Source organism: Streptomyces sp. GMY02, assembly GCF_019056675.1.
Taxonomy (GTDB): Bacteria; Actinomycetota; Actinomycetes; order Streptomycetales; family Streptomycetaceae; genus Streptomyces; species Streptomyces odonnellii.
The window spans coordinates 4940158-4965567 of the sequence record NZ_CP077658.1 but is presented as its reverse complement, the minus strand read 5'-3'; the positions used below and the strand labels follow the sequence as shown (position 1 = coordinate 4965567).

The 25410-nt window shown below is 71.9% G+C and carries 21 protein-coding genes and 1 pseudogene; 12 read left to right on the top strand and 10 right to left on the bottom strand.

What is annotated here, in order from left to right:
* Nucleotides 1-164 precede the first annotated feature (164 nt).
* The 3 genes from KQY30_RS21070 to KQY30_RS21060 all read left to right on the top strand — a co-directional run bounded on the left by KQY30_RS21070 (nt 165) and on the right by KQY30_RS21060 (nt 4387).
* Nucleotides 165-836 carry a hypothetical protein gene (locus tag KQY30_RS21070; protein ID WP_217308171.1) on the top strand — a complete coding sequence of 224 codons (672 nt, stop codon included), beginning with the start codon at nt 165-167 and terminating at the stop codon, nt 834-836.
* Between the two features lie 159 nt (nt 837-995).
* Nucleotides 996-3944 (top strand): BTAD domain-containing putative transcriptional regulator, encoded by a 2949-nt coding sequence (locus tag KQY30_RS21065; protein WP_217308170.1) that lies wholly within the window; start codon nt 996-998, stop codon nt 3942-3944.
* A 206-nt stretch (nt 3945-4150) separates the two neighbouring features.
* Entirely contained in the window at nt 4151-4387 is a 237-nt protein-coding gene (locus KQY30_RS21060; protein WP_254407252.1) for a hypothetical protein, read from the top strand.
* Between the two features lie 130 nt (nt 4388-4517).
* On the opposite strand, the gene KQY30_RS21055 is transcribed toward KQY30_RS21060, so the two are convergent.
* On the bottom strand, nt 4518-5096 hold the full coding sequence (locus KQY30_RS21055) for a hypothetical protein (RefSeq protein ID WP_217308169.1): 579 nt from the start codon (nt 5094-5096) through the stop codon (nt 4518-4520).
* Between the two features lie 151 nt (nt 5097-5247).
* On the opposite strand from KQY30_RS21055, the gene KQY30_RS21050 reads away from it, so the two are divergent.
* Nucleotides 5248-6024 carry a hypothetical protein gene (locus KQY30_RS21050; RefSeq protein ID WP_217308168.1) on the top strand — a complete coding sequence of 259 codons (777 nt, stop codon included), beginning with the start codon at nt 5248-5250 and terminating at the stop codon, nt 6022-6024.
* A 6-nt stretch (nt 6025-6030) separates the two neighbouring features.
* Here the strand turns inward: KQY30_RS21050 and KQY30_RS21045 are convergent, their stop codons facing one another.
* Nucleotides 6031-8601 (bottom strand): PQQ-binding-like beta-propeller repeat protein, encoded by a 2571-nt coding sequence (locus tag KQY30_RS21045; RefSeq protein ID WP_217308167.1) that lies wholly within the window; start codon nt 8599-8601, stop codon nt 6031-6033.
* 399 nt (nt 8602-9000) lie between these two features.
* Nucleotides 9001-9792 (bottom strand): annotated as a pseudogene (locus KQY30_RS21040) (VOC family protein); the annotation flags it as partial.
* Nucleotides 9793-10099: 307 nt separating this feature from the next.
* On the opposite strand from KQY30_RS21040, the gene KQY30_RS21035 reads away from it, so the two are divergent.
* The 4 genes from KQY30_RS21035 (at nt 10100) to KQY30_RS21020 (ending at nt 13490) form a co-directional block, all read left to right on the top strand.
* Nucleotides 10100-10747 carry a TetR family transcriptional regulator gene (locus KQY30_RS21035; RefSeq protein ID WP_217308165.1) on the top strand — a complete coding sequence of 216 codons (648 nt, stop codon included), beginning with the start codon at nt 10100-10102 and terminating at the stop codon, nt 10745-10747.
* A gap of 154 nt (nt 10748-10901) precedes the next feature.
* A complete protein-coding gene (locus KQY30_RS21030) occupies nt 10902-11732 on the top strand; it encodes a pyridoxal 5'-phosphate synthase (RefSeq protein ID WP_217308164.1) in 831 nt (276 codons plus the stop codon).
* 150 nt (nt 11733-11882) lie between these two features.
* Nucleotides 11883-13031 carry an NAD(P)/FAD-dependent oxidoreductase gene (locus KQY30_RS21025; protein WP_217308163.1) on the top strand — a complete coding sequence of 383 codons (1149 nt, stop codon included), beginning with the start codon at nt 11883-11885 and terminating at the stop codon, nt 13029-13031.
* 159 nt (nt 13032-13190) lie between these two features.
* Entirely contained in the window at nt 13191-13490 is a 300-nt protein-coding gene (locus KQY30_RS21020) for a helix-turn-helix domain-containing protein (protein ID WP_217308162.1), read from the top strand.
* 248 nt (nt 13491-13738) lie between these two features.
* Here the strand turns inward: KQY30_RS21020 and KQY30_RS21015 are convergent, their stop codons facing one another.
* Both KQY30_RS21015 and KQY30_RS21010 read right to left on the bottom strand, forming a co-directional pair.
* A complete protein-coding gene (locus KQY30_RS21015) occupies nt 13739-14986 on the bottom strand; it encodes an MFS transporter (protein ID WP_217311207.1) in 1248 nt (415 codons plus the stop codon).
* Nucleotides 14987-15239: 253 nt separating this feature from the next.
* Entirely contained in the window at nt 15240-16469 is a 1230-nt protein-coding gene (locus tag KQY30_RS21010) for an MFS transporter (RefSeq protein ID WP_254407637.1), read from the bottom strand.
* 209 nt (nt 16470-16678) lie between these two features.
* Here KQY30_RS21010 and KQY30_RS21005 point away from each other — a divergent pair, with 209 nt between their 5' ends.
* On the top strand, nt 16679-17902 hold the full coding sequence (locus KQY30_RS21005; protein ID WP_217308160.1) for a GlxA family transcriptional regulator: 1224 nt from the start codon (nt 16679-16681) through the stop codon (nt 17900-17902).
* On the opposite strand, the gene KQY30_RS21000 is transcribed toward KQY30_RS21005, so the two are convergent.
* Entirely contained in the window at nt 17866-18423 is a 558-nt protein-coding gene (locus KQY30_RS21000; RefSeq protein ID WP_254407251.1) for an ATP-binding protein, read from the bottom strand. The genes KQY30_RS21005 and KQY30_RS21000 overlap by 37 nt on opposite strands.
* Before the next feature lie 595 nt (nt 18424-19018).
* Nucleotides 19019-19531 (bottom strand): EF-hand domain-containing protein, encoded by a 513-nt coding sequence (locus KQY30_RS20995; RefSeq protein ID WP_217308159.1) that lies wholly within the window; start codon nt 19529-19531, stop codon nt 19019-19021.
* Nucleotides 19532-19822: 291 nt separating this feature from the next.
* On the opposite strand from KQY30_RS20995, the gene KQY30_RS20990 reads away from it, so the two are divergent.
* Both KQY30_RS20990 and KQY30_RS20985 read left to right on the top strand, forming a co-directional pair.
* Nucleotides 19823-20413 (top strand): RNA polymerase sigma factor, encoded by a 591-nt coding sequence (locus KQY30_RS20990; RefSeq protein WP_217308158.1) that lies wholly within the window; start codon nt 19823-19825, stop codon nt 20411-20413.
* 92 nt (nt 20414-20505) lie between these two features.
* Nucleotides 20506-21855 carry a zf-HC2 domain-containing protein gene (locus tag KQY30_RS20985; protein ID WP_302185327.1) on the top strand — a complete coding sequence of 450 codons (1350 nt, stop codon included), beginning with the start codon at nt 20506-20508 and terminating at the stop codon, nt 21853-21855.
* A 128-nt stretch (nt 21856-21983) separates the two neighbouring features.
* Here the strand turns inward: KQY30_RS20985 and purU are convergent, their stop codons facing one another.
* Nucleotides 21984-22934 carry a formyltetrahydrofolate deformylase gene (gene purU, locus KQY30_RS20980; protein ID WP_254407250.1) on the bottom strand — a complete coding sequence of 317 codons (951 nt, stop codon included), beginning with the start codon at nt 22932-22934 and terminating at the stop codon, nt 21984-21986.
* A gap of 41 nt (nt 22935-22975) precedes the next feature.
* Nucleotides 22976-23422: a hypothetical protein gene (locus KQY30_RS20975; protein WP_046500344.1), complete on the bottom strand. Its 447-nt coding sequence runs from the start codon at nt 23420-23422 to the stop codon at nt 22976-22978.
* A 173-nt stretch (nt 23423-23595) separates the two neighbouring features.
* Between KQY30_RS20975 and KQY30_RS20970 the strand changes: the two genes are divergently transcribed.
* Nucleotides 23596-24870 (top strand): ABC transporter substrate-binding protein, encoded by a 1275-nt coding sequence (locus KQY30_RS20970; protein WP_217308156.1) that lies wholly within the window; start codon nt 23596-23598, stop codon nt 24868-24870.
* A 145-nt stretch (nt 24871-25015) separates the two neighbouring features.
* On the opposite strand, the gene KQY30_RS20965 is transcribed toward KQY30_RS20970, so the two are convergent.
* Nucleotides 25016-25309: a hypothetical protein gene (locus tag KQY30_RS20965; RefSeq protein WP_217308155.1), complete on the bottom strand. Its 294-nt coding sequence runs from the start codon at nt 25307-25309 to the stop codon at nt 25016-25018.
* Between the last annotated feature and the right edge of the window lie 101 nt (nt 25310-25410).

Below are 25410 nucleotides of genomic sequence, written 5' to 3'. Positions count from 1 at the left end.
TTCAGGTTGCCTGTGCACGGTGCATGTCATGGATGAACAGGGCCCGGCCCATCAGCGAAGAACGGAAGAACAAGAGCAAGAACGACACCCGTGGAGGAACACCGCAGAGGACGGCATAGGAGGATGCAGGCGCACCATCCACCATCACTCGGAGGAAGATCACTTTGCGCCCCCTGCTTCGGGCCGTCGCCACGCTGGCCGCGGCCGCCGCGCTGGTCACCGGATGCAGCTCCGGCGACGACTGGTCGCGGCCGCATCCCAAGCCCTCCGCCGTCGGCACCCTCGGCGCGGGGTTCGTCGAGCCCTCCTCCTCGCCCGTCCCGGAGTCGACCACCACACCGCGGCCCGGCTCCTGGTCCGGGGTCCATCCGTCGGAGGACTACCGCGTGGTCCTGCTCACGTCGGGGGACGACCGCCCGACCAAGGCCCTGGTGAAGGCGGTCGAGGACTGGGCGGGGGCGGAACACGTCGACCTCAGAACGGTGGTCGCCGACGGCCCGCACGACCTCATCCCCAGCATCACCGAGGCCCTCGGGATGAACCCCGACCTGATCGTCAGCGCGGGCAACGACCTGGTGGACCCGCTCGCGACGGTCACCCCGAACCACCTGGACCAGCCGTTCCTCGTGGTGGGCGCGGAACTGGCCGAACCCACCCACAACGTCACGGCGGTCGACTGGTCCGGCGCGTCGTTCCGTGGCGAAGGGCTCGGCGCCTCCTCGACGTACGACCCCGCCTCGTTCACCGCGGAGCGCTGCGCGGCGGCCATCAGGGCGGGTGTCGCGGCGGTGCTCAACGACCTGACGGGGATCGTGATCTGGCTGGACGATCACTAGATCCTGTCCGGTCGCGTTTGCCCGGCTCGTACTGCCCTATCACGGGCGGCGTGAAAGCGTTGAAGGCTTGTGCAGACCCTGACTCACTGCTGACGCACGCACCTCCGACAAGGCAGACTGTCGAAGGCGAAACCGGCAGCACCGGGAGCAGGGGGAGCTATGGACCGTGACGGCGGGCCGCGCGTACCGGAGCAGCGGGCTCCGGGAGTGCCGGGGGACACCGCAGAACTGCGCTTCAGCGTGCTCGGACCCGTACGCGCCTGGCGCGACGGCGAAGCGCTGTCGTCCGGGTCCCCCCAGCAACGCGCCCTGCTCGTCGCCCTGTTGATGCGGGACGGGCGGACCGCGACCGCCAGTGAGCTGATCGACGCCCTGTGGGGCGAGGAACCGCCGTCGCAGGCGCTCGCCGCCGTACGGACATACGCCTCGCGGCTGCGCAAGGTGCTCAGCCCCGGCGTACTGATCACCGAGGCCGGCGGGTACGCCCTGCGCACCGCGTCCGGCTCCCTCGATCTGAACATCGCCAGGGACCTGGCCGCCGACGCGGACAAGGCGCGCGCCACCGGGGACCGTTATCTGGCCCGTACGCTGATCAACAAGTCGCTCGGCCTGTGGGACGGCGAGGCGCTCGCCTCCGTACCCGGCCCCTACGCCGACAACCAGCGCACCCGCCTTGAGGAATGGCGTCTCCAGCTCACCGAGACCCGCCTCGATCTGGACCTGGAGGTCGGCCGCCACGCCGAGGCCGTCTCCGAGCTGACCGCGCTCACCGCCGCGCACCCGCTCCGCGAACGGCTGCGCGAGCTGCTGATGCTGGCGCTCTACCGCAGCGGCCGGCAGGCCGAGGCGCTCGCCGCGTACGCCGACACGCGCCGTCTCCTCGCCGACGAGCTGGGCGTCGACCCGCGCCCCGAACTCTCCCAGCTCCAGCAGCGGATACTCCAGGCCGACGCGGAACTGGCCCGTCCGGTGGAGGAGCCCGCCCCCGTCCACACCGTGCGCAGGCCCGCCCAGCTCCCGGCGACCGTGCCCGATTTCACCGGCCGCGCCTCCTTCGTACGGGAGCTGGGCGACCGGCTCGCCGCCGCCGGCGGATCCGTGATGGCCGTCTCCGCGCTCGCCGGTATCGGCGGGGTCGGCAAGACGACGCTGGCCGTGCATGTCGCACACGCGGCGCGGGCGCACTTCCCGGACGGGCAGTTGTACGTGGACCTCCAGGGCGCGGGCGCGCGGGCGGCCGAGCCGGAGACGGTCCTCGGCGCGTTCCTGCGGGCCCTGGGCACCCCCGACACCGCCATCCCCGACTCGCTCGACGAACGCTCCGCGCTCTACCGCTCGACGCTCGACGGCCGCCGCATCCTCGTCCTGCTGGACAACGCGCACGACGCGGCGCAGGTACGGCCGCTGCTGCCCGGTACGGAAGGCTGCGCGGCGCTGGTCACCAGCCGGGTGCGGATGGTCGACCTGGCGGGCGCGCACCTCGTCGACCTCGATGTGATGTCGCCGGACGAGGCGCTCCAGCTCTTCACCCGGATCGTCGGCGAGGAGCGGGTCACCTCGGAACGCAAGGCGGCGCTGGACGTGGTGGCGGCGTGCGGTTTCCTGCCGCTGGCGATCCGGATCGCGGCGTCCCGGCTGGCGGCGCGCCGCACCTGGACGGTCTCGGTCCTGGCGGCGAAGCTCGCGGACGAGCGGCGGCGGCTGGACGAGCTCCAGGCGGGTGACCTCGCGGTCAAGGCGACCTTCGAACTCGGCTACGGCGCGCTGGAGCCGGCCCAGGCACGCGCCTTCCGCCTGCTGGGCCTCGCGGACGGCCCGGACCTCTCCCTGGCCGCGGCGGCGGCCGTCCTCGACCTGCCGCTCCAGGACACCGAGGACCTGCTGGAGTCGCTGGTCGACACCTCCCTCCTCGAATCCGCCGCCCCGGGCCGCTACCGCTACCACGACCTCGTACGCCTCTACGCGCGTGCCTGCGCGGAACGCGACGAACAGCCGCCGTCGGAACGGGAGTCGGCGATGTCCCGGCTGCTGGACTTCTATCTGGCGACGGCGTCGAGGGTGTACGCGCTGGAACGCCCGGGGGACCGTACGGTCGACCACTTGGAGCCCACCCGCTACCCGGGGCGGAAGTTCGACGACGGCGCCGTCGCGCTGGACTGGCTGCATTCGGAGGCCGGCTCGATACTGGCCTGTGCGCAGCAGTCCCTCGGCGCGGACCGGCTGCGGCGGGCGGTGGATCTTCTGCTGGCCTCCAAGGACCTCGCCGAGTCCGGCGCGAGTTCGAAGCGGTTCGAGGCCGCGGCGACAGCGGCGCGGGACGCGGCCGCCGCGGTCGGGGACGCGCACGCGGAGGGGCGTGCCCGGGTGACTCTCGCGCAGGTGCACAACAGCGCGGGCCGGTTCGAGGCCGCGGGGACGGAGGCGCGCCGCGCCGCCGAACTCAAGCCGGCGCAGCCGGACGCCTGGATCGCCAGCAACCTGCCCAACGAGCTGGGGATCATCGCCAATTGCACCGACCAGTACGAGGCGGGCGAGGAATACCTGCTGGAGGCGATCGAGGCGTTCCGCGCCGACCGGAACCGGCCCGGTGAGGCGAGCGCCCTGTGCAACCTCTCCCGGGTCGTCGCCTCCATGGGACGCACCTCCGACGCCGTCGAGCTGGCGCGCCAGGGTGTGGCCATATACGACGAACTCGGGCTCACCCTGCGCCTCGCCAACGCCCGGTACGCGCTGGGCATCGTCCTCACCCAGTCGGGGCGGTACCCGGATGCGCTGGAGCAGCTCTCCGAGGCGCTCAACGTCTTCGTGGACACGCGGCAGCGCCTCTGGGAGGGGACGACCCACTTCCGTATCGCCCAGGTCCATCTGTCGGCCCGGCGCCCCGCCAACGCGGCGCAGCACGCCGAACAGGCCCTGTCGACCGGCTTCATCGGCGGCGAGTGGATGCACGCGAACGCCCTGACGCTGCTGGGGAAGTCGCTGCGCAGCCTCGGCCAGCTCGACCGCGCGCAGGTCTGCTGGCAGGAGGCGCTGGCCATCCACGAGCAGCTCGACGGGGCCGGAGCGGCAGAGGTACGGCTGCTCCTCTCACCCCTCAAAGCGGCCTGATATCCGTCCGGCTGGGCGTTCATCGATTGTTTATGCGTACCTGCGAGGCTCGGTACACGATCCGTCGCCTCGGGGGGCAGACGGGTTGCACGCGCTACACCCACGGGGGGTGGGGCGCCCGAATCGCCCGTTCGGCGACCTCCGGGGGAGCCGCCGAACGGGCGATTCCAGCCAGTGCACGACAAGTTCCAGGGGAGATCCCAGATATGAGCGATGTGACGAAGAACGAGGACATCACGACGCTGGACAGCCACTCGCCGATCCTGCCGCCCAAGAAGGCCACGGACCCCACCACGCAGGACAGCCACTCGCCGTCTGCGCCGGCGAAGGAGACGAAGGAAGCGGACGTCACGACGCTGGACAGCCACTCGCCGTCCACGCCCGCCGGCGAGTCCGAGATCACGACGATGGACAGCCACTCGCCCGCCCCGCCCAAGCCCTGACCAGTTCCGACGGGGAGCGGCCGCGGCGGCGCGGAGGGGGAGCCGCCGCGGCCGCGAAACGCACGGGGGAACACGTAGGGGGCCGAGCGCGTCGCTCGGCCCCCTACGGGTGTATCCGCGGACCGTACGGTCAGATCGCCGGGGTCACTTCCGGGACGCAGGTGCGGACTTTCGCGACCTGGTTCGGGAAGTCCATCGGGACGCGGAGCGTCTGGGTGTCGCCGCTCGTCAGCGTCACTTCCGTGTCGCCGCTGTCGACGACCCTGCCCGACGCGTCCTTGAAGTCGACCTCGACCTCGTAGGTGCCCGACACACCCGGGTCCGTCGTCACCACGACGCTCGCGTACGTGACGGCCTTCCGTTTGCCGCTCGCCCTGCGCGCGCAGGAGACCATCATGACCTGGACACCGTCCGAGGACGACGCCGTGGCGCCGGACGTGCCGGACGTGGAGGAGCCGCCGGACGAGGTCGAGTAGTCGTCGTCGGAGTCGTAGTCCGAGCCCGAGCCCGAGCCCACGTACCCGTTGTTCTTCTTCTTGGAGCTGGAGCAGCCACCCCCGCCACCGCCGCCGCTGCTCGACCCCTTGCTCTTCCCCGACCCGGACCCCTTGCCCGACCCGGACCCCTTGCCCGACCCCGACGAGAAACCCGTCAGAGCCAGCACCACCACGACCAGCACGGCCGCCAATTTCGCATGTCGACGCAGCAAGACCGAAGCCCTTCCCCCGTTGTCCCCGTGGCCCCCATGGACCTGTCAATCGCGACACCCTAACAGCGGGCGTCCGCCGTCACATGGCGCGGCCCGGGGACCCGGCGTAGCGTCGTGGACCGGAGCGGTATGTCCGGGTCAGGAGGCGGCGATGGTCCGTAACGCCATCGGTTCGATCCTCGCCCTGGCCGGGGCGGCGGCCACCGTACTGAGCGTCTTCCTCGCCTGGTTCGACGGGCGTCAGGGCCAGGACTACCGCGTCGCCGACCTGTTCAACGGCATCACCCCCACCAGCGCCGCCCTGGCGACCTCCCTGCTGCTGCCCTTCGCCTTCGCCGCCCTGCTCACCCTGATCGCCCTGGCACTGCGCTCGCGGCTGCTGACGGCGCTGGCCGGGCTGATCGTCCTCGGCTTCACCGCGCTGTGGATGGTGCGCCAGGGCCAGGCGTCGGGCGGGCTGAGCGTCGGCGGGAACGGTTCGGGCCTGGACGTCGGCCTCGCGTACGCCCTCGGCGGCGGAGTGCTGCTCCTCCTCGCCGCGCTGGTGATGAGCGGACGCCACGTACGGTTCCCGGCACCGCACACCCCGTACGCCCCGTACACGCCCCCGGCACCGGCCCCGCAGGAGGAGGACTGGGGACCGTACGGCTCGCATCCGTACGACCCGAGGCAGCAGTGGTACGGACAGCAAGACCAGTACGGGCAGTACAGCCAGCACGAGCAGTACGGGCAGCACGACCAGTACGGGCAGCCATACGGCGACGGCTACGGCTACGACTCCCCGCACCCGCCGCAGCCCCCGCACCACGGCCCGTACGAGCCCCCGTACCAGCCCCCGTACGACCAGCTCCACGACGGCGACACCCAGTCACTCCCCGTGCAGGACCCCCGTAACCAGGACCGTGACGACGGCCCCCCGCACCGCTGAGCCGCGCTACCGCGCCCCCCGTCCCGTCGCCGTCCCCTTCACCGCGTCCAGCGCGTACACACACCGGTCCTTGCTGCACGCGTACACCACGCCCCGCCGCGCCACCGGCGACCCCGTGATCTCGCCGCCCGTCGCCAGCTTCCAGCGGAGCTGTCCCCCGCTCGCGTCCAGCGTGTACAGCACATGGTCCGCCGAGCCGAAGTGCAGCCTGCCGTCCGCGACCACCGGCGCGCCGATCACCTCGCCGCCCGCCGCGAAGCGCCACTTCGGCGTGCCCGTCACCGCGTCCAGCGTGTACAGCGCGCTGCCGCTGCCGACATGGACATTGCCGTCGGCGACCAGCACCGGTTCGATCGACTGCCGCGACTCCGTCGCGATACGCCAGCGGTCCTTGCCCGTCGCGGCGTCGAGGGCGTACACCGTACCGAGGTAGTCGGCCAGATAGACCCCGCCGCCCGTGACGGCGGGCCCCGGCGCGAAGGCCGGCGGGGAGAGGAAGACCGCGGGCGCCTCGAAGTGCCAGCGCACCCGCCCGGTGGAGATGTCGACCGACAGGACGCGCGTACCGGCCGAGACATAGAGCTGCCCGTCCGGCGCAGGCCGCACCCGTACGGGAACGCCCCCGCAGGAGGCCGCGTCCCCAATGGGATACGACCAGATCTCGGCGCCGGACCGCGCGTCCAGCGCCCGCAGCCGGGCGTCCTTCCACACATAGACCGTGCCGTCGGAGACCACGGGCCCGGCCTCCGGGGTCTCGAAGTCGGTCTGGGCCCCGGTGGTCTCCCACAGCTTCTCGCCGGTGGACGCCTCCCACGCCTGCACACCGCCGCCGCGGGTCCCGGTGACCACCGTGCCGCGGTCGACCTTGAGCGAGTACACCCAGGCGTCCGTCCTGAGCCGCCAGCGCTCGCTGCCGTCCTTGCCGTCCAGCGCGTACAGCGTGGGGCCGTCGGAGGCATGGATCCGGCCCCCGGCGACGGCCATGGCCCAGGCCACGTCCCGGGTCTTGAACTGGCGGCGGCCGGTGCCCACGTCCAGCGCGTGCACCTCGAAGGAGGTGACGTAGAGCAGATCGCCGTCGACGACCGGGGTCCCCCAGACGTCGTTGGACATCCGGAACCGCCAGGGCCGCCAGCGGGCCGAGGCCGCCGCCGTGTCGGGCGGCTGCGCGGGCGGCGGTACGGCAGGGGGCACCGGAGGCGGTACGGGGCCGGCGAGCGCGTCCGTTCCGTTCAGCCCGGCCGGCGGGCGGATCCAGCCGGTGGCCGGGCCCGCTCCGGCGCCCGGGCCCACGACAACGGCCGCGCGGGTGTCCGCGACCCGGGGTCCCGGACCGATCGGCACCGGCGAGCCGGACAGCCGGAGCGGACCGGCGGCCCCTGGCTGCTGGGGCGGCGCGGCAGGCGGGGCGGCGGCTGAGGCAGAGGCCGCGAGCGGCTCGGGCCGCCCGCCGTGCCGGCCACCGCCCGGATGCGCACCGTCCCGGTGCCCCGCCCCCTGATGTCCGCCCTCGCGCTCGGCGCCCCGCGGCCCGCCGTGCCGGCCACCGCCCCCGTCCGGGCGCCACGCGGCGTCCCAGTCCGGGGCCTGCGCGGGCGGCGCGGGCCGGTGCGCGGGCGGCGGTGGTACGGGAGCCGGTGCGGCCACGGGCTCCGCCGGCCGTACCGCCCCCGCGGGCACCCGCCCCCCGGCCCTGCGCCGCTCGATCATCGCGGTGGCGAGATCCGGCAGCCACGCCGAGGCCGTACCGCTGTCGTCACTGCCCGACGCGAAGAGATGCGGGGCGAGCTGTGCCTGGAGATCGGCGGGCGAGGGGCGGCGCGTGGCGTCCATCTGCATGCACGACTCGATCAGCGGCCGCAGTTCCTCCGGCAGCCCCTCCAGGTCGGGCCCCTCACGCAGCAGCATGAAGACCGTCTCGACGGGGTTCGCCCCGTGGAACGGCGCGTGCCCGGTGGCGGCGAAGACCAGGGTCGAACCGAGCGAGAAGACATCGCTCGCGCCCGTGACACTGCGCGAGTCCCGCGCCTGCTCCGGCGACATGTACGCGGGCGTGCCGACGGCCACATTGGTCATCGTCAGCCGGGTGTTGGACACCCCGGAGGCGATCCCGAAGTCGATGACCCGCGGCCCGTCCTCCACCACCAGCACATTGGACGGCTTCAAATCGCGGTGAACGAGATTGGCGCCGTGGATCGACTGGAGCGCCTCGGCGATCCCCGCCGCCAGCCAGCGCACGCCCTGGGCGGGCATCGGGCCGCACTCGTTGACCATCTCTTCGAGCGAGGGGGCGGGTACGTACGCCGTCGCCAGCCAGGGCACCGCGGCCCTCGGGTCGGCGTCCACGACAGCCGCCGTGTAGAACCCGCTGACGGCCCGCGCCGCCTCCACTTCGCGGGTGAAGCGGACCCGGAACAACTGGTCCTCGGCCAGCTCGGTCCGTACGGTCTTGATCGCCACCCGGCGCCCCGACGCCGAGCGCGCGAGATAGACCAGCCCCATGCCGCCGGCCCCGAGCCGCCCCAGCACCTCGAAAGGGCCGATGCGTCTCGGATCGTGCTGCGTAAGCTGCTCCACTTGCCTGCCACCTCCCCGTACGGGCCACCAAGGTACGGCCCCGTGCCCCCTGATTCTTCCTGTCCGAGGCACCGGTTGCGAACCCGGGGGCGGATCGGGGTGTCTCACCTCGATCCGGACACCACATGTGTCACACCTTTGCCGCTGATCGCCCGTTTACCGCCGGTCTTCCGCCCTTCCGCGGCCGATCCAAGCCCGGCCACGCGCCCGGCCGGCGTTCTGTCCGGGCTCCGTTTCCGGCTCCTGACGCCCTGCCTCCTGACGCACCGGCTCCTGACTCCCCGGCGGCTCCTGACTCCCCGGCTCCTGACCGACCAGCTCCTGACCGACCGTGGAACGGGCTTCGGGCACGCGCTCCTGCTCGTACCGGTGCCCGTACCGCTGTCCGTACGGATCAGACTCTGCCAGTACGGCGAACGCGGCGCCCTGGTTGTCCATCAGCGCGGCCATCCGGCCCGACTCGATGTCGAACGGCGGTGTGGTGACCCGGCCGCCGAGCCGGACGACGGCCTCCGCGGTCTGGTCGCAGTCCAGGACGGCGAAGTAGATGAGGAAATGACCCGGCATCTCCGCGGGAAAGGCGTCCGTGATGACGCTGCGTCCGCCGATCGCGCCGACGGCCCCGACCGCGCCCGGCTCCGTACCCGTACCGGCCGGGAACCACAGGCGGAAGTCGACGGGCCCGTCGGGCACGTCCGCGCCCAGGAAGCCGAAGACCCGTTCGTAGAAGGGGTCGACGCGCTCCTTGTCCCGTGTGTAGACCTCGGTCCAGCAGAACGATCCGGGGAGGCCCCGCTTCTCGAAGCCCGCTTCGTCCCCGGCCTGCCAGAGGCCGAAGACCGCGCCGGCCGGGTCGGCGGCCTGGGCGAGCACACCGAGGCGGCCGACGGGGGTCGGGGGCCGTACGAGCCGGCCGCCCGCGCGGATGATCCGGTCGGTGAGCACCGCCGCGTCGGCGGTGGCGAAGTAGACGCCCCAGGCGGTGGGCATCCGGCCGTCCCGCTTGGCGAGGAGACCGGCGACCCGCTTTCCGTCGCTGAAGGCGGTCGCGCACCCGCCGTGCCCGAGGGTTCCGGGGTCCCCCGGTTCGAAGGTCCAGTCGAACAGCTCTCCGTAGAATCGCTTGCCCGCCGCGAGATCGGGAAGCGCCGCGTCCACCCAGCAGGGTGTGCCCTCCGCGAACTCGGCCATGGCCGGATCCGTCCTTCCCTGTGCATGCCCTGTGCATAACGCTGTGGTCCCCGTCACAGTCAAGTTAATGGGCCTGGACCGGGAGTGCACAGGAAAAATTAGAACAATTGCTCAAGTATCGCAGCGTGAGCCCGTCGCCACCGCGAGTTGTCCACCGAAGTTATCCACAGGCTGTTGATAACATTATTCACTCGTGAGTGGCGCCTGGGGATAACTGACCGTACGCACAGCCCGTGCGCGGAGTGGCCGGTTCCCCATTTGCACTCGGCCAAATCGCGCTGGGATCACCCCTCGGTAAGCTGACGGCATGACAGGACAAGTGCGCACCGTCGACGGCCGGGTGGCTGGTCGGCGCGGGCAGGCGACGCGGCAGAAGCTGCTCGACTGTCTCGGCGAGATGCTCAGCTCCTCGCCGTACCGGGACGTCAAGGTCATCGACGTCGCCCGGCGGGCCGGCACGTCCCCCGCGACTTTCTACCAGTACTTCCCGGACGTCGAGGGCGCCGTCCTGGAGATCGCCGAGGAAATGGCCAAGGAGGGCGCCGGGTTGACGGCGCTGGTTTCCGGCCGCTCCTGGGCGGGCAAGGCGGGCTGGCAGACCTCGGAGGAACTGGTCGAGGGGTTCCTCGATTTCTGGCGTAAACACGACGCGATCCTCCGTGTGGTCGACCTGGGCGCGGCCGAGGGCGACAAGCGGTTCAACCGCATCCGGCTGCGGATCCTCAACTCGGTCACCAACTCCCTCACGGAGTCCGTGAAGGAGCTCCAGGCCAAGGGCCGGGTCGACAAGGACGTGAACCCGGCGGCGCTGGCGGGCTCGCTGGTCGTGATGCTCTCCTCGGTGGCCTCGCACCAGAAGAACTTCCAGAGCTGGGGCGTCAAGCAGGCCGAGCTGAAGCCGAATCTCGCGTTGCTGGTCCATCTCGGCATCACCGGAAGGAAGCCCACGAAGTAGCGCACGAACGAGCCGGCGCACTGCCGGCGGGCACGGTACGGGCGTGCCCCTCACTGTCCTGTCACGCCGACGGTGGATCACACAGACGATCCCTGTCGGCGCTCCCGTGTCCGGACCACGTTTCACAAGGAACCACCCGAGCGATCGCCTTCCTATGAACAACAGCGACGAGAACAGCACCGAGACCTCCGAGGACTCGCGGCCCGCCGAGAACTCGCAGGCCGCCGAGGGCTCGCGGGCCGCCGAGGGCTCGCAGGCCGCCGAGGGCTCGCGGGCCGCCGAGGGCTCGCGGGCCGCCGAGGGCTCGCAGGCCGCCGAAGCCGCCCGGCAGGAGGCCTTCCGGGCCCTGCTGCGCGCGCAGCCGGTCTGGGACATCGGCGAGCTGCCCGTATTCGATCCGTCCACCGCGCCCACCGGGCCGCTGCCGCTGTTCCGGCGCTGGTTCGCCGAGGCCGTGGCGGCCGGCCAGCCCGAGCCGCACACCATGACGCTGGCGACCGCCGACGAGCGGGGGCGGCCGGACGTACGGACCCTGATGCTGCACGACGCGGACGCCCAGGGCTGGCACTTCGCCTCGCACGCGACCAGCCGCAAGGGCCGGCAGCTCGCCGTACGCCCGGAGGCCGCGCTCGGCTTCTACTGGCCGGCGCAGGCGCGTGCCGTACGGATCCGGGGCGCCGTCCGGACGGCCGGGCCCGAGGAGAGCAGCGCCGATCTGCACGCCCGCTCGACGGGTGCGCTGGCGGCGGCGCTGGTGGGGCGGCAGAGCGAAGTGCTGTGCTCGGCCCGGGAGTTGGCGGAGGCGAGTGAGGCGGCCTGGCGGCGGGCACAGCGCGAGCCCGGCGCGGAGGCGGCGTCGTGGACGGCGTACGTACTGGTGCCGGACGAGGTGGAGTTCTTCCAGGGCGAGGCGCGACGGCGTCATGTACGGCTGCGCTACCGGCGCGAAGGGGACGCGTGGGTACGGGAGTTGCTCTGGCCGTAGCGGGTGGTGCACTATTCACCGGCCCGCCGGGACGATGTTCACCGGCCCCGCACCACATGCTCACCGTACCCGCGGGGCGTGATCGATTTGCAACCGTATTCCGGTCCGACCGAGACCCACCACGTGATGGTTCGATTACGCTCAGCTCTCATGCCCGACGTTTTCGACCGCACCGAGGACCGCCCCGTATATGTCATCGGCGGTGGCCCTGGCGGGCTCGCCGTCGCCGCCATGCTGCGCCGGCGGGGCGCGCGGGCCGTCGTCCTGGAGAAGTCCGGCGCGGTCGGGGCCTCCTGGCGCAACCACTACGACCGGCTGCGGCTGCACACCACCCGCCGCGGGTCGGCGCTGCCGGGGCTGAAGATGCCGCGGTCGTTCGGGCGGTGGGTGTCGCGGGCGGACATGGTCCGCTATCTGGAGAAGTACGCGGAGCTCAACCGGCTGGAGATCGTCACCGGGGTGGAGGTCACCCGGATCGAGCCCGCCCCCGACGGCACGGGCTGGCTGCTGCACGCCACCGGCGGGCGGGAGCTGACCGGACGGGCGGTCGTGGTGGCCACCGGCTACAACCACACGCCGCGGATGCCGTCCTGGCCGGGCGTCGAGTCGTACGGCGGCGAGCTGCTGCACGCGAGCGCGTACCGCGACGCCGGGCCGTACGCGGGCAAGGACGTCCTGGTCGTCGGCGTCGGCAACACGGGTGCGGAGATCGCGGTCGATCTGGCCGAGGGCGGCGCGGCGCGGGTACGGCTGGCGGTCCGTACCGCCCCGCACATCGTGCGCCGCTCCACGGCGGGCTGGCCGGCCCAGCGGACCGGGATCCTGGTACGGCGGCTGCCGGCCTGGTCCGTGAACATCGCGGCGGCGGGGATGGCGCGGCTCTCCGTCCCGAACCTGTCGTCGTACGGCCTGCCGCGCCCGGACACGGGCCTGTACACCCGCGTCCGCCAGGGCGCGATCCCGGTACAGGACGTGGGCCTGATCGAAGCGGTACGGACGGGCCGGGTCGAGCCGGTGGCGGCGGTTGAGTCCTTCGACCAGAACAAGGTCGTCCTGGCGGACGGCACCCGGATCACCCCCGAGGCGGTCATAGCCGCGACGGGCTACACCCGGGCCCTGGAGCCCCTGCTCGGCCCCCTGAACGTCCTCACCCCCACCGGCCGCCCCCAAACCCACGGCCCCCACACCCCGCCCCAAGCCCCGGGCCTCTACTTCACGGGCTTCACGAACCCCATCAGCGGCATGCTCCGAGAACTCTCCCGAGACGCCCACCGCATAGCCAAGGCCCTGACCCGCTGACCGACTCCGCGAGCGCGTCCCGATCGAGCGGGAGGCGGATCATCCTTCTCACGGTCTTCCGCAAACAGCGGATGCGGGAGACCGCGGAGATCGAGCGGGCGGCTCGGGCGATGAGCCGCTGTATCGAGCAGGCGCACACAGTCGATGAGGGGTGACGTGATGAGCGGCCAGAAGAAGTGGGCCGAGCTGAGGGAGGAGACCTTGGCTCACCCGGAGGCCCGGGAAGCGTACGAAGCGACGCGGGTCCGCTACGAACTCGGCCGTGCCGTACGGGAGCGCCGCGAGGCGCTCGGGATGACGCAGGCCCAGCTCGCCGAAGCGGCGGGATTGCGGCAGCCCGCTGTGGCGCGGTTCGAAGCGGGCGGAACGATGCCCACTCTGCCCCTGCTTGAGCGCATCGCGGCCGCACTCCATCTGCGACTCAGCGTCGCCTTCGAACCGCTCGACCGAGCAAGCTGACGAAGACCGACGCCTCGGCCTTGCCGGTCAGGCGTTCTTACCGGTCAGGCCTTGAAGTAGTGGCCTACTTCGAGGTCCGGGACGAGGACCAGGTGTTCCGGGTGCCAGGGCAGGACCGCGGGCGTCATCGTCACCCCCGCGGCGCGCGAGCCGTGCCGCCGCCCACCGGCCCCGGCTCGGGCGAAGGTCCGGCTTCGCCGAAGCGGCGAGTGCCCCCGGTCTCGCCCGGCGGTCGAGGGGCGCAGCTCTCAGGCCGGGACCGGCAGGGCCTTCGGTGTCGGCGGGCGGCGGATTATCAGGGCCATCAGGGCCGCTGCCGCGCAGAGTGCGCCCGAGGCGTACCAGACCATGTCGTAGGAGCCGAAGATGTCGCGGGCCAGACCGCCCGCGAAGGCGATCACCGCCGCGCCCACCTGGTGGGACGCGAGGACCCAGCCGAAGACGATGGCGCTGTCCTCGCCGTAGTGCTCGCGGCACAGGGCGATCGTCGGGGGCACCGTCGCCACCCAGTCCAGGCCGTAGAAGACGATGAAGAAGAGCATCGGCGGGTGCACCGAGGGGGCCAGCAGCATCGGCAGGAACAGCAGCGAAATGCCGCGCAGCGCGTAGTACACCGCCAGCAGCCGCCGCGCCTCGAAGCGGTCCGTGAACCAGCCCGACGCGACCGTCCCCACCACATCGAACACACCGATCACCGCAAGCAGCGACGCCGCCGCCGTGATCGGCATGCCATGGTCATGCGCGGCCGGTACGAAGTGGGTCTTGACCAGGCCGTTCGTGGACGCGCCGCAGATCGCGAACGTACCGGCCAGCAGCCAGAACGGCCCCGTACGCGCCGCCGACAGCAGCACCGAGACCGCCCGCCGCGCCGCGCCGGGCACCGGCTCGGGCTTCGGTACGAACTCCGTCGCCCCGTACGCCGGCAGCCCCACATCCGCCGGATGGTCCCGCAGCAGCAGCCAGACGAACGGAACCACCGCCAGCGCCGCCAGCGCGACCGTCACCGCGGCCGGCCGCCAGCCGTGGTGCTCCACCAGCCAGGACAGCAGCGGCAGAAAGACCAACTGCCCGGACGCGCCCGCCGCGGTGAGTATCCCCGTGACCAGCCCGCGCCTCGCCACGAACCAGCGGTTGGTCACCGTCGCCGCCAAGGCCAGCGCCATCGAACCGCTGCCCAGGCCGACCAGAATCCCCCAGTACAGCACCAGTTGCCAGGCCGCGGTCATCCACACCGTCAGCACCGACCCGACCGCGATGACCGTCAGCGCGACGGCCACCACCCGGCGGATGCCGAACCGGTCCATCAGCGCCGCGGCGAACGGCGCCGTCAGCCCGTACAGCGCCAGATTGACCGAGACCGCGAAGCCGATCGTGCCGCGCGACCACTCGAACTCCTGGTGCAGCGGGTCGATCAGCAGACCGGGGAGCGAGGCGAAGGCCGCCGCGCCGATGATCGTCACGAACGTGACGACCGCGACGAACCACGCCCGGTGGATACGCCCGGGGGTACGAGGTGCTCCCGGCGTACGGGAAGTGCCGGCGGCGGCCGGGGTACGGCCCGCGTCGTCCTGAGCGGGAAGTTCGGTTGACTGTGTCACGTCAGACAGGATCGATGGACGGAACAGTCCTTACGAGTGGCCCGGAGGACAGCATTCGCTAGGATCGGGCCATGCGCCGCCGCCGGCCCGCCCGCCCCTGCTCCCCCGGCCCCTACCCGGCCCCACTCCACCGTCCCTACCGCACCCCGCCCTACTCCACCCGCCGCAGACACCGGATCACCGGCACCGCCAGCAGCACCCCGCACACCGCCACATTGATCACCGCCCCCGCCACCAGCACCTCGCGCACCCCCACCGCCTCCGCCACCGGCCCCGCCAGCGCCCGCCCCACCGCGAGCATGATCAGCGAGCCCGCCACGTCATACGCGTGCAGCCGGTTCAGCGCCTCCGCCGGGACCTGTGTCTGGACCGTCGTGGACCACATCACCAGCCAGAACGCCAGCGCCACACCCCCCAGGAAGAACCCCGCGGCCAGCACGGACACCGGTACGTCGTACGCCAGCACCAGTACGTTCGCGACCACCCCGAACAGCGCGAACGTCCCCGCGAACAGCGGTCTGCGCGGCCGTACCCGCATCGCCAGCAGCCCGCCCGCCGCGTTGCCCGCGCCGGCGACCGCCATCATCAGGCCGAACATCGCCGAGCCGTGCCGCTCGGTGACCACCACCGCCTCCAGCGGGGTGATCGGACCGAGCACGGTGATCCCGTACACCGACCAGACCGCGATCACCCCCCACAGCCAGGACCGCGCCCTGAACTCCCGCCAGCCGCCCAGCAGTTCGGCGAGCATCGACTCCCCGACGACCGGCGCGACAAACGGCATCCGGATCAGGAACAGACACACCGCGCTGACCGCGAAGGTCGCCGCGTTGACCCCGAAGATCAGTCCGGGGCCGCCGAAGCCGACCAGCCCGCCCGCGACCGCAGGCCCCGCCATCGTGGTCAGCGACTCGGCGACCCGCAGGACCGCGTTCCCGCGCTGTACGTCGGGCGCCATCAGCGGCAGCATGCTGGCCACGCCGGGCTGGAAGATCGCCGCGCCGAGCCCGCTGAGCGCGCTCAGCGCGTACACCAGCCACAGTGAGGGCGGCCCCAGGACGAACGCGCAGGCCAGCACCACCGTGCCCACCACCCGCACCACGTCCGCCAGCACCATCATCCGGCGCGGCGTGAACCGGTCGGCCAGTACCCCGCCCATGATCACAAAGCCCGCGAAGCACGCCATCCACGCGCCGAGCGCGAAGCTCACGGACGAGGCGCCGTATCCCGCGTCGAGCAGCCCCGCGGCGAGCGCGACCGGCACCATCCCGTCACCGAAGCGCGCGACGGTACGGGCGAGGAAGAAGAGCCGGAAGTTACGGTTCCAGAGGGTGAGCTCCACCGTCTCCAGCGGGTCACCGGGAATGTCCGGCTCGGGAATGGCCTGGGCCGCCACGCGATTCTGAGTCACAGGGGTGACAGATATCAAGCGGTGGTCCGGGCCTCCAACACGCATCCACGGACCGGACCGCCGCAGGACCACCGCGGGACCGCCCCACGACCGCCGCACGATTGCCGCACGACCGCCACCAGATCACCGCCGGACCACCGCAAGCCCCCGCACCCGGCACACCAGACCGGAGGACCCCCATGCAGGACGCACCAGGCCCCGGCTCCGACTCCGGCCCGGGCCCCGGCGCCGGCGCCAGCGACCGCGCCCGCCCCCACCGGGTCGTCGTCCTCGCCCTCGACGGTCTGCTCCCCTTCGAACTGGGCATCCCCCTGCGGATCTTCGGTATCGCCCGCGACTCCTCCGGCCACGAGCTGTACGAGGTCGTCACCTGCTCCGTCCGCCCGCCGGGACCCGTCCGTACCAGCGGGGACTTCTCGGTCCTCGTCGAGAACGGCCCCGAGGCCCTCGCCACCGCCGACACCGTGATCGCCACCGCCTCGTACGGACTCGGTCCGGTCTACGAGGAGGGCATCCTCTCCGAGGAGTTGAAGGCCGCCTTCGCGCATCTGCGCCCGGGCACCCGTCTGGTCTCCATCTGCACCGGCAGCTACGTCCTGGCCGCCGCGGGCTTCCTGGACGGCCGGCCCGCGACCACCCACTGGTTCCACGCCGCCCATTTCCAGCGCATGTTCCCGCGGGTCGGCGTCGACGCGGACGTCCTGTTCATCGACGACGGCGATGTGCTGACCTCGGCGGGGGTCGCCGCCGGGATCGACCTCTGCCTCCATATCGTGCGCCGCGACCACGGCGCGGCGGTCGCCAACGACGTGGCGCGCCGTACGGTCGTACCGCCCCACCGGGACGGCGGCCAGGCCCAGTACGTCCGGCGTCCGGTCCCCGAACCCCAGCTCGCGACCACCGCCGCCGCCAGGACATGGGCGCTCGCGCGGCTCCATGAGCCGATCCAGTTGCGCGACATGGCGGAGCAGGAGGCCATGTCCGTACGGACGTTCACGCGCCGGTTCCGTGAGGAGGCGGGGGTCAGCCCCGGACAGTGGCTGGTGCGGCAGCGGGTCGAACGGGCCCGGCATCTCCTGGAGTCGACGGATCTGTCGGTCGATCAGGTGGCGCGGGACTCGGGGTTCGGTACGGCGCAGTCGATGCGCCAGCACCTCCAGTCGGCGCTGGGTGTCGCACCGACGGTCTACCGGCGCACCTTCCGCGCGGGGACCCAAACGGGTACCCACGTGGGAACACAAACAGGAACAGCGGCGGGGACCCGAGCAGGAACACTGGCGGCTACCCAGGTGGGAACACAAGCAGGGGTACGGCCGGACGGCGCGCGGGACCGTCACGACGCGCGGGACCGTCGGACGCCTGACGGTCAGGCGGGACGCGGCACCGCGCACGACCGCTTGTAGGCGGGGCGCGCCCCGCCGCCCCCGCCGCCCGCGGGCGGCCGGGTCTCATAGGCGGGACCGTTCGTGGCGGGCCGGGTCTCATACGCGGCCGGTTCGTACGCGCCCGGCGCGCGCTCCGGCGCCAGGCGGTCGACCTCGCACCAGATCCGCTTGCCCGCGCCCTCGGGCTGCCAGCCCCACCGGTCGGCCAGCCCGTCGACCAGCTCCAGACCACGGCCGTTGGTGTCGTCGCCCTCCGCGTGGCGCGGGCGCGGCGGACACGCGCTCGCGTCGGCGACCTCGACCCGTACGGTACCGGCCTCGGCCCCGCCGGGCCGGAACCGCATCCGCAGCACGGCCGGACAGCCCGTGTGCACCACGGCATTGGTGACCAGCTCGGAGATGAGCAGGATCAGGGTCTCCGCGACCGGTTCGTCGTCCCCTATCCCCGAGCCGACGAGCCGGGATCTGGCCCATCGGCGCGCACGCCCCACCTCCGCCGGGTCGGGCCCGACCTCCAACTGAACCTGAAGCACCTGCACCGCTCACACCATCCGAACCGGCGGACACATCGCCTCGCGCCTCGACAAGGTCCTCGACAGGATCACTGAACGTGATGCCCTTGCGAGACAGCATGGTTGACGTACAGTCACCGCAACAAGCGCTTCGGGCATATTCCAGCGCGAAGGAGTACGCGTGCTGCATACTGTGCGACGCGCGCTGCGGGGAGTCGAACAAGGGGGCGTACGGCGCCTCCGTACCGCGCGAGCGGCGCACATCCCCGGTCCCGGAGCCACCCTCCTGGCAGCACCGCGATCCTCGCGCCTCACAAGCTCTCGCACCCCATGGAGCGTACCGGAGCCCGAAGCGACTCCGGCCTGTGACGGCCCGCCGTAAGGACACAACCCGGTATCGACCGTGAAACGGCCGCGTCGGCACACACGGTGACGCAGCAGAACGCTGGGGCCAGAACTTTTCGCCGACGCGCGAACTTTCCCGGCGAGGCGGACGCATGAAAGAACGCACAAAAAACTCATGAAAACAGACAAGCCACGACGGACCAGTCGCGGCCGGCAAGCCACGGCGGACCAGCCGCGACGGACGGGCGGGGCCGGATCGAACACCGGCCCCGGCCGGTCAGGGTTCCGGTGTGACGTAGTACGCGGCGAAGCCGGCCAGGATCTCCTCCTCGTGGATCCTGCCGTCGCCGTCCGCGTCGAGCCGCTCGGCCACCATCGCCGCCGCCTCCGCGCCGACTCCCAGTACCAGCAGCGCGCGTTCGGCCGCCGCGCGGGTCACCCCGGTGCCGTCCTCGTCGGCCACGGCGATCGCCGCGCGCAGGAACGGCCGGGCGATCTCGGCGAACCGCTGGGGGTTGTCCCGCAGCCGCTTCACCGCGCCCGTCACGAACTCCTGCCTGCTGACCCGCTGGTCGCCGTCCACATCCGCGATCCCGGCCATGCCCTGCCAGAACGCCTCGGCCCCGTTGTAGAGGGCCTGGCCCTTGTCGGAGCGTGCGGTCGTGCCGAACTCGGCCAGCAGTGCCGCCGCCGCACCACTGAAGTCCTCGCGGTCGATATAACCGCTGCCGTCCTGGTCGAAGGCTGCGAACCGGGAGGCGATCTTGCCCTCGTACTCTGCGCTGTCCATCCCCGGAGGGTACGACGACGGACGGCTCCCGCGCGCCTCTGTGGCACGGAGGAGCCGCGGCCCGGTGGTCCGAAGCAGCCCGGAACCGTCCGGTGCGGTCCGGGCATTCGGTGCGCCTGCCCCACTGAGCCCGTCCGAAACGTGATGAGTGCCGTGGGGGCGCACTTGCCACAAAGGGGCGTGTGTCCTCGGCGCCGCCCACTACATTCGAAGGGACGGCGGGATTCGGCACGTACGGCACGTTGGTGGCAGGGGCGGGCGGACGGGCGCAGGAACAGGGCTGGGGGTCGTATGGCGAAGGACACTCCGCCCCGGTGGGACCGCAGGATGCAGCAGCGGCTCGCGCGGGGCGAGGCAGCCGCGCTCGGTGAGCTGTACGACCGGTTCGCGCCGCTGGTGCACAGCCTGGCGAACCGTGTGCTCGACGACAGCGACGAGGCCGACCGCGTCACCCGGGAAGTCTTCGCCCATGTCTGGGACAACCCGGGAACGTACGACCCGAAGCAGGGCTCGATGCGGTCCTGGGTGGCCGGAATCACCCGCCGGACCGCCATACGCAGGTTCCGGCAGACCGAGGCGGCGGCGTACGAGGCGAACGGCGAGGGCACGGCCGAGGAACTGGCCGAACTGGAGGAGAAGATACGCAGGGCCTCGGCGGCGGCCCGCGCCGACTACATCGTCGGGTCGATGCCGGCCCCGCTGTGGGCCGCGCTGGAACTGGCGTACTTCCGGCGCAGGAACTACCGCCAGACCGCGGCGGATCTCGGGGTCACGGAGGACGAGGCCCGGCGCAGGCTCCGGCTCGGACTCCAGCTCCTCTCGACCGCCAGCACGCATGCGGCGGACGGCACTTCGCCACCGGGGAACGGACGCTCGCTGTGACCGGCCCGCTGGACGGCGGCCCGGGCGGCCGCGACCGGAAAGGACAGCCCGCCTCCCCGCGCATCCCGGGCCCGAGGCAGGCCGCGGACGACATGACTCCGAGCCGACACGAGCGGACCCCGCCCCCGGAACCTCGGGACCGGCCCGAGGACCAGGACCAGTCCGAAGCCCGGGACCGGTCCAGGACCCAGCCCCCGAACGGTGACCAGTCCGAGGCCCGGACCGCGAGCCGGGACCGGTCCGAGGCCCGGACCCCGAGCCGGGACCAGAGCCAGGACCCGGCCCGGACTCAGTCCCAGGACCGGTCCAAGGGCCAAAAGTCGGGCCAGGAGCAGGACCGGGAGCAGGGCTCAGCCGAGCCGAGCGCATCCGCCGGCAAGCCGCCCCACTCACTGCTCGCCTCACTGCTCGGCGCCTGGGCCCTCGCCGCCTGCTCCGCCGAGGAGACCGCGCTGGTCGAGGAGCATCTCACCGAGTGCGCGCCCTGCGCCGACGAGGCGCTCCGCCTCCGCGACGCCGTGGGGCTGCTGCGCTCCCGGGTGCTGGAGAGCTGCCTCGGCCGCAGACCCGCCCGGATACCCGTGCCCGCCTGGTCGGCTCCGTACGACGCGGAGACCGCGCGGCTCGACGCGCTGCTGCGGGACATCGGGGACGGCGAGTGGCACGCGCCCGTACGGCTGAGATGGTTCGAGGAGGAGCGGCCCGTCTCGCGCAGGACCACCGTCGCCGGGGTCATCGACCATCTCATGACCGTGGACGGCCTGGTCGCGGGCGCTCTCGGTCTCGACGATCCGCTCGGCGCCGGCGCCCCGGACGACCCCACCGACCGTACGGAGATCCACTGGCGGACCGCCGAGTCGCCGCCCACCCGTGCCGTCCACGAGCCCTGGCGCGAGCAGACCCACGCGCTGATCCGCACGGTGTCCTTCGCCGGCCGCGGGGTGGCCGAACTCTCCGTGTCGTACGGCGACTTCTTCGCCCTGCCGCTGCGCGACGCGCTGCTGGACCGCGCCTTCGAGTGCTGGGTGCACGGTACGGACATCGCGGAGGCGGTCGACTATCCGTACGAGCCGCCCAGCGGCGCCCATCTGCACCGGATGATCGATCTGGCCGCGCGGGTGCTGCCGTCGGCCATCGCGACCCGCCGGCGCAACGGTCTCGCCGGGCCCGCCCGGGATCTGGTGACCGCGGGCTCGCCCGGCCGGTCGCTGCGGCTGGAGGTGGAGGGCGCGGGCGGCGGAAGCTGGTACATCGCCCTGGACTCCCCCGCCGCGCTGGGCAGCCCCGAGCGCTCGGTGGGCCAAGTCGCCCTGGACGCGGTCGAGTTCTGCCAGCTCGTGGCGGGGCATGTCACACCGGAGGAAGCGGCGGCGGGGCAGGACGGCGACCGTGAAGCGATCCGGGACGTGCTGTCGGCGGCGGCCTCGATGAGCCGCCTCTGAACCACCCGCCTCCGAGGCACCCGGCTCCTGGGCACCCGCCCTGGGGCCACCCGCCTCCGACGCACCCGGTGATCCGACGCACCCGGTGAGATATTCGTCACACCCCACCCGCCGGCGCGACGGGCAGGTCAGGCGAAGACGACCGTACGGTGCCCGTTCAGCAGGATCCGGTGCTCCGCGTGCCACTTCACCGCACGCGCCAGCGCCTGGCACTCCACGTCCCGGCCGATCGCCACCAACTGCCCCGGCGTGACCTGGTGGCCGACCCGCTCGATCTCCTGCTCGATGATCGGGCCCTCGTCGAGATCGGCCGTCACATAGTGCGCGGTCGCGCCGATCAGCTTCACCCCGCGCGCGTGCGCCTGGTGGTACGGCTTCGCGCCCTTGAAGCTCGGCAGGAAGGAGTGGTGGATATTGATGATCCGGCCGTTGAGCTGCTTGCAGAGATCGTCGGAGATCACCTGCATGTAGCGCGCCAGCACCACCAGCTCCACCCGCTCCGCGCGGACCAGTTCCAGCAGCTCCGCCTCGGCGGCCGGCTTGGTGTCCCTGGTCACCGGGATGTGGTGGAACGGAATGCCGTACGAGGCGGCCAGCTCGGCGAAGTCGGTGTGGTTCGAGACCACCGCGGCGATCTCCACCGGCAGCGCGCCGGTCCCGGCCCGGAAGAGCAGATCGTTCAGACAGTGGCCGAACTTGCTCACCATCAGGACGATCCGCATCCGCTCGTCCGCGCGGTGGATCTCCCACTCCATCCGGAAGGCGTCCCCGATGGCGGCGAAGCTGGCCCGCAGCTTCTCCAGGGTCACCGGCGCGCCGGCCGAGAAGTGCACCCGCATGAAGAACAGGCCGGTGTCGTGGTCCCCGAACTGCTGGCTGTCCTCGATGTTGCAGCCGGTCATGAACAGATAGCTGGACACGGCGTGCACGATCCCCTGCTTGTCCGGACAGGACAGCGTCAGAACGTACTGCTCGGGCTTCACACGCGGCTCGGGCTTCACGTACTGCTCGGACTGCGCGGGCTGCTCGGGCTTCGCGGGCGCGTTCGCGGCGGGCGGCCGCTGCGGGGCGGTGCTCATGACCTCAGAGGATCCCACACCGCCGCGGAACCCCGCCGTACTCACACCGACCGCGTCATGATCCGCAGCACGTCCAGCGACTTCGGCACGGTGTCCGGATCGTCCCCGTCGCTGGTCGCCAGCCGTACATGCGCCTCGCGGGCCGCCCGTACCGCCTCCGGCCAGCCGTGGTGCTCCAGATAGGCCGACACGGGCGCGTCCGCGCCGACCTGGTGCATGATGCGCAGCACCCGCAGCACGGCGAGATCGACCAGGGCGGCCTCGGCCGAGTCGCGGAAGATCGTGCCGACGTACTTCTCGGCGGACCAGTTGTCCAGCCAGGTGTCCTCGACCAGCCGGTACACGGCGTCGGTGACATCGCCGTACCCCTCGCGGCCGGCCAGCCAGTACTCCTGATGGAAGACGGGATCGGAAAGCATGTGCAGCGCCGAGCGCACATTGCTGCGCCAGCGCCACCATGGCATGTCATTCAGCGGCATGCCGCCCATGGTGGGGGAGTGACGGGTACGACGGGAAGAGTTCTCGGAACCTTGCTGCACAGTCCTTGACTCTACGGTCCGTACGGAGCCGGACCCATCGGCCCCCGTAATTCACCCCTAAGTCATCAAACGTTGAACTTTAACCATTCCTCCGTTACCTGGGGGCGGCAGCCTGCATGACTATGACCGGTAGGCGTCGCTCTTCTTCCTTCCGCCCCTTCCAGTCCGGTGTGTTTCGTACCGTCTGTACCGCGGTGGCGGGAGCGTCGCTCCTGACCGGCTGCGGCGTACTCCCTGGCGGCTCGGGGGGCTCCAGGGAGCCCGTGACGGTCATGACCTGGGCGCCCGTCGGAACCAACGCCACCAATCAGCCGGGCATGCCGGCCATGGCCAAGGCGTTCGCCCGCTGGGTCAACGCGGACGGCGGGATCGACGGTCATACGCTGCGCGTCCTCACCTGCAACGAGAACAACAGCACCGCGGGGGCGGCCGACTGCGCGCGCCGCGCGGTGAACGAGAACGCGGTCGCGGTCGTCGGCTCGTACAGCCAGCACGGCCGGGAGTTCATGGCGCCGCTGGAGGCCGCGTCCATCCCGTTCCTGGGCGGATACGGGCTCACCGAGGAGGAGTTCACCAGCTTCCTCTCCTATCCCGTCAACGGCGGCCAGGCGACGCTTCTCGCCGGCAACGGCAGGCAGTTGGCCCGCGAGTGCGAGCGTACGGCGCTGGTACGGCCCGACACCATCTCCGGTGACGATCTGCCCGAGCTGCTCAACTCCGGCCTGGCACAGGGCGGCAGGGGCACCGCGGGCGACATCCGCGCGCCCGAGGACGCCACCGACTACACGCGCCAGGCCGAGCAGGCCCGCTCGCGGGCGGGGGACGGCGGCTGCGTCACCGCGGTGCTCGGCGACCGTACGGAGACCTTCTTCGACTCCTACCGCCGGGTGCCGGAGGACGACCGGGAGATCAAGGTCTCCTCGGTCCTCGGCAGCGTGGGCCAGCCGCTCATCGACAGCACGGGCGGCAAGACCGGCCCCTTCGAGGGCGCGTATCTGACCGGCTGGTACCCGGTGGCGACCGACCCGGCGTGGAAGCCGATGCTGAACGTGATCGACAAGTACGCCTTCGGCGACAACGACATCGACCCGGCGGACCCGGGGTCGCAGACAACCTGGATCGCGTACACCGCGCTCAAGAAGGTCATCGAGTCGATCAACGCCGATGTGATCACCGCGGGCAAGATCGCGGACGCCCTCGACCGGGGCGTACAGGTGGACACCGGCGGGCTCACCCCGCCGCTGCGCTGGCGGTACGAGGACATGCTGGGCGCGCCGGGCTTCCCCCGGATCGTCAACAGGGACGTGACGTTCCAGGTGGTACGTGAAGGCCGCCTGGTGGCGCAGAAGAAGGGCTTCGTCGACGTCGGCCAGACGGTCGGCGGCACGGTGAAGTAAGGCCGGGAAGGAAGGCCGCGAAGGACGGCGGGGAGGGACGGCGGGGAGGGGACGTTCCCCGGCCCGGGGAATTGCCCCGCCCCGCCCTCGTGGGCGCCTTCGGACGCCGCCTCCGCCGCTGATCCGAGCAGGCGGGGCACGCCGGTCAGAGACGCCGCACCCGGCCCGCGACGCCGTGGCCGATCAGCAGATAGACGACGGCGGCCAGTCCGTAGCCGCAGACGACACGCGCCCATGCCTCGTCGAAGGTGAACAGGTCGTAGGACCAGCCGGCCAGCCAGCGTGCCGCGTCCCGGACGAACTCCACCAGGTCGTTGGCGCGGTTGGCGTCCAGCAGGTACATCACGATCCAGAGGCCCAGGATGAAGGCCATGATGTCCGCGACGACGACGATGAGCGTCGCCGCGGAGCCGCTTCCACTGCGATGACGTGAGGACATGTCCAGCGTGTTGCCGCTTGTGACCGTGTGAAACCTGCCCGCCCCGCCCGGCACTCTGCCCGGCACCTCACCCGGCGCCTCGCCCGGCCTCCTCGGCTCCC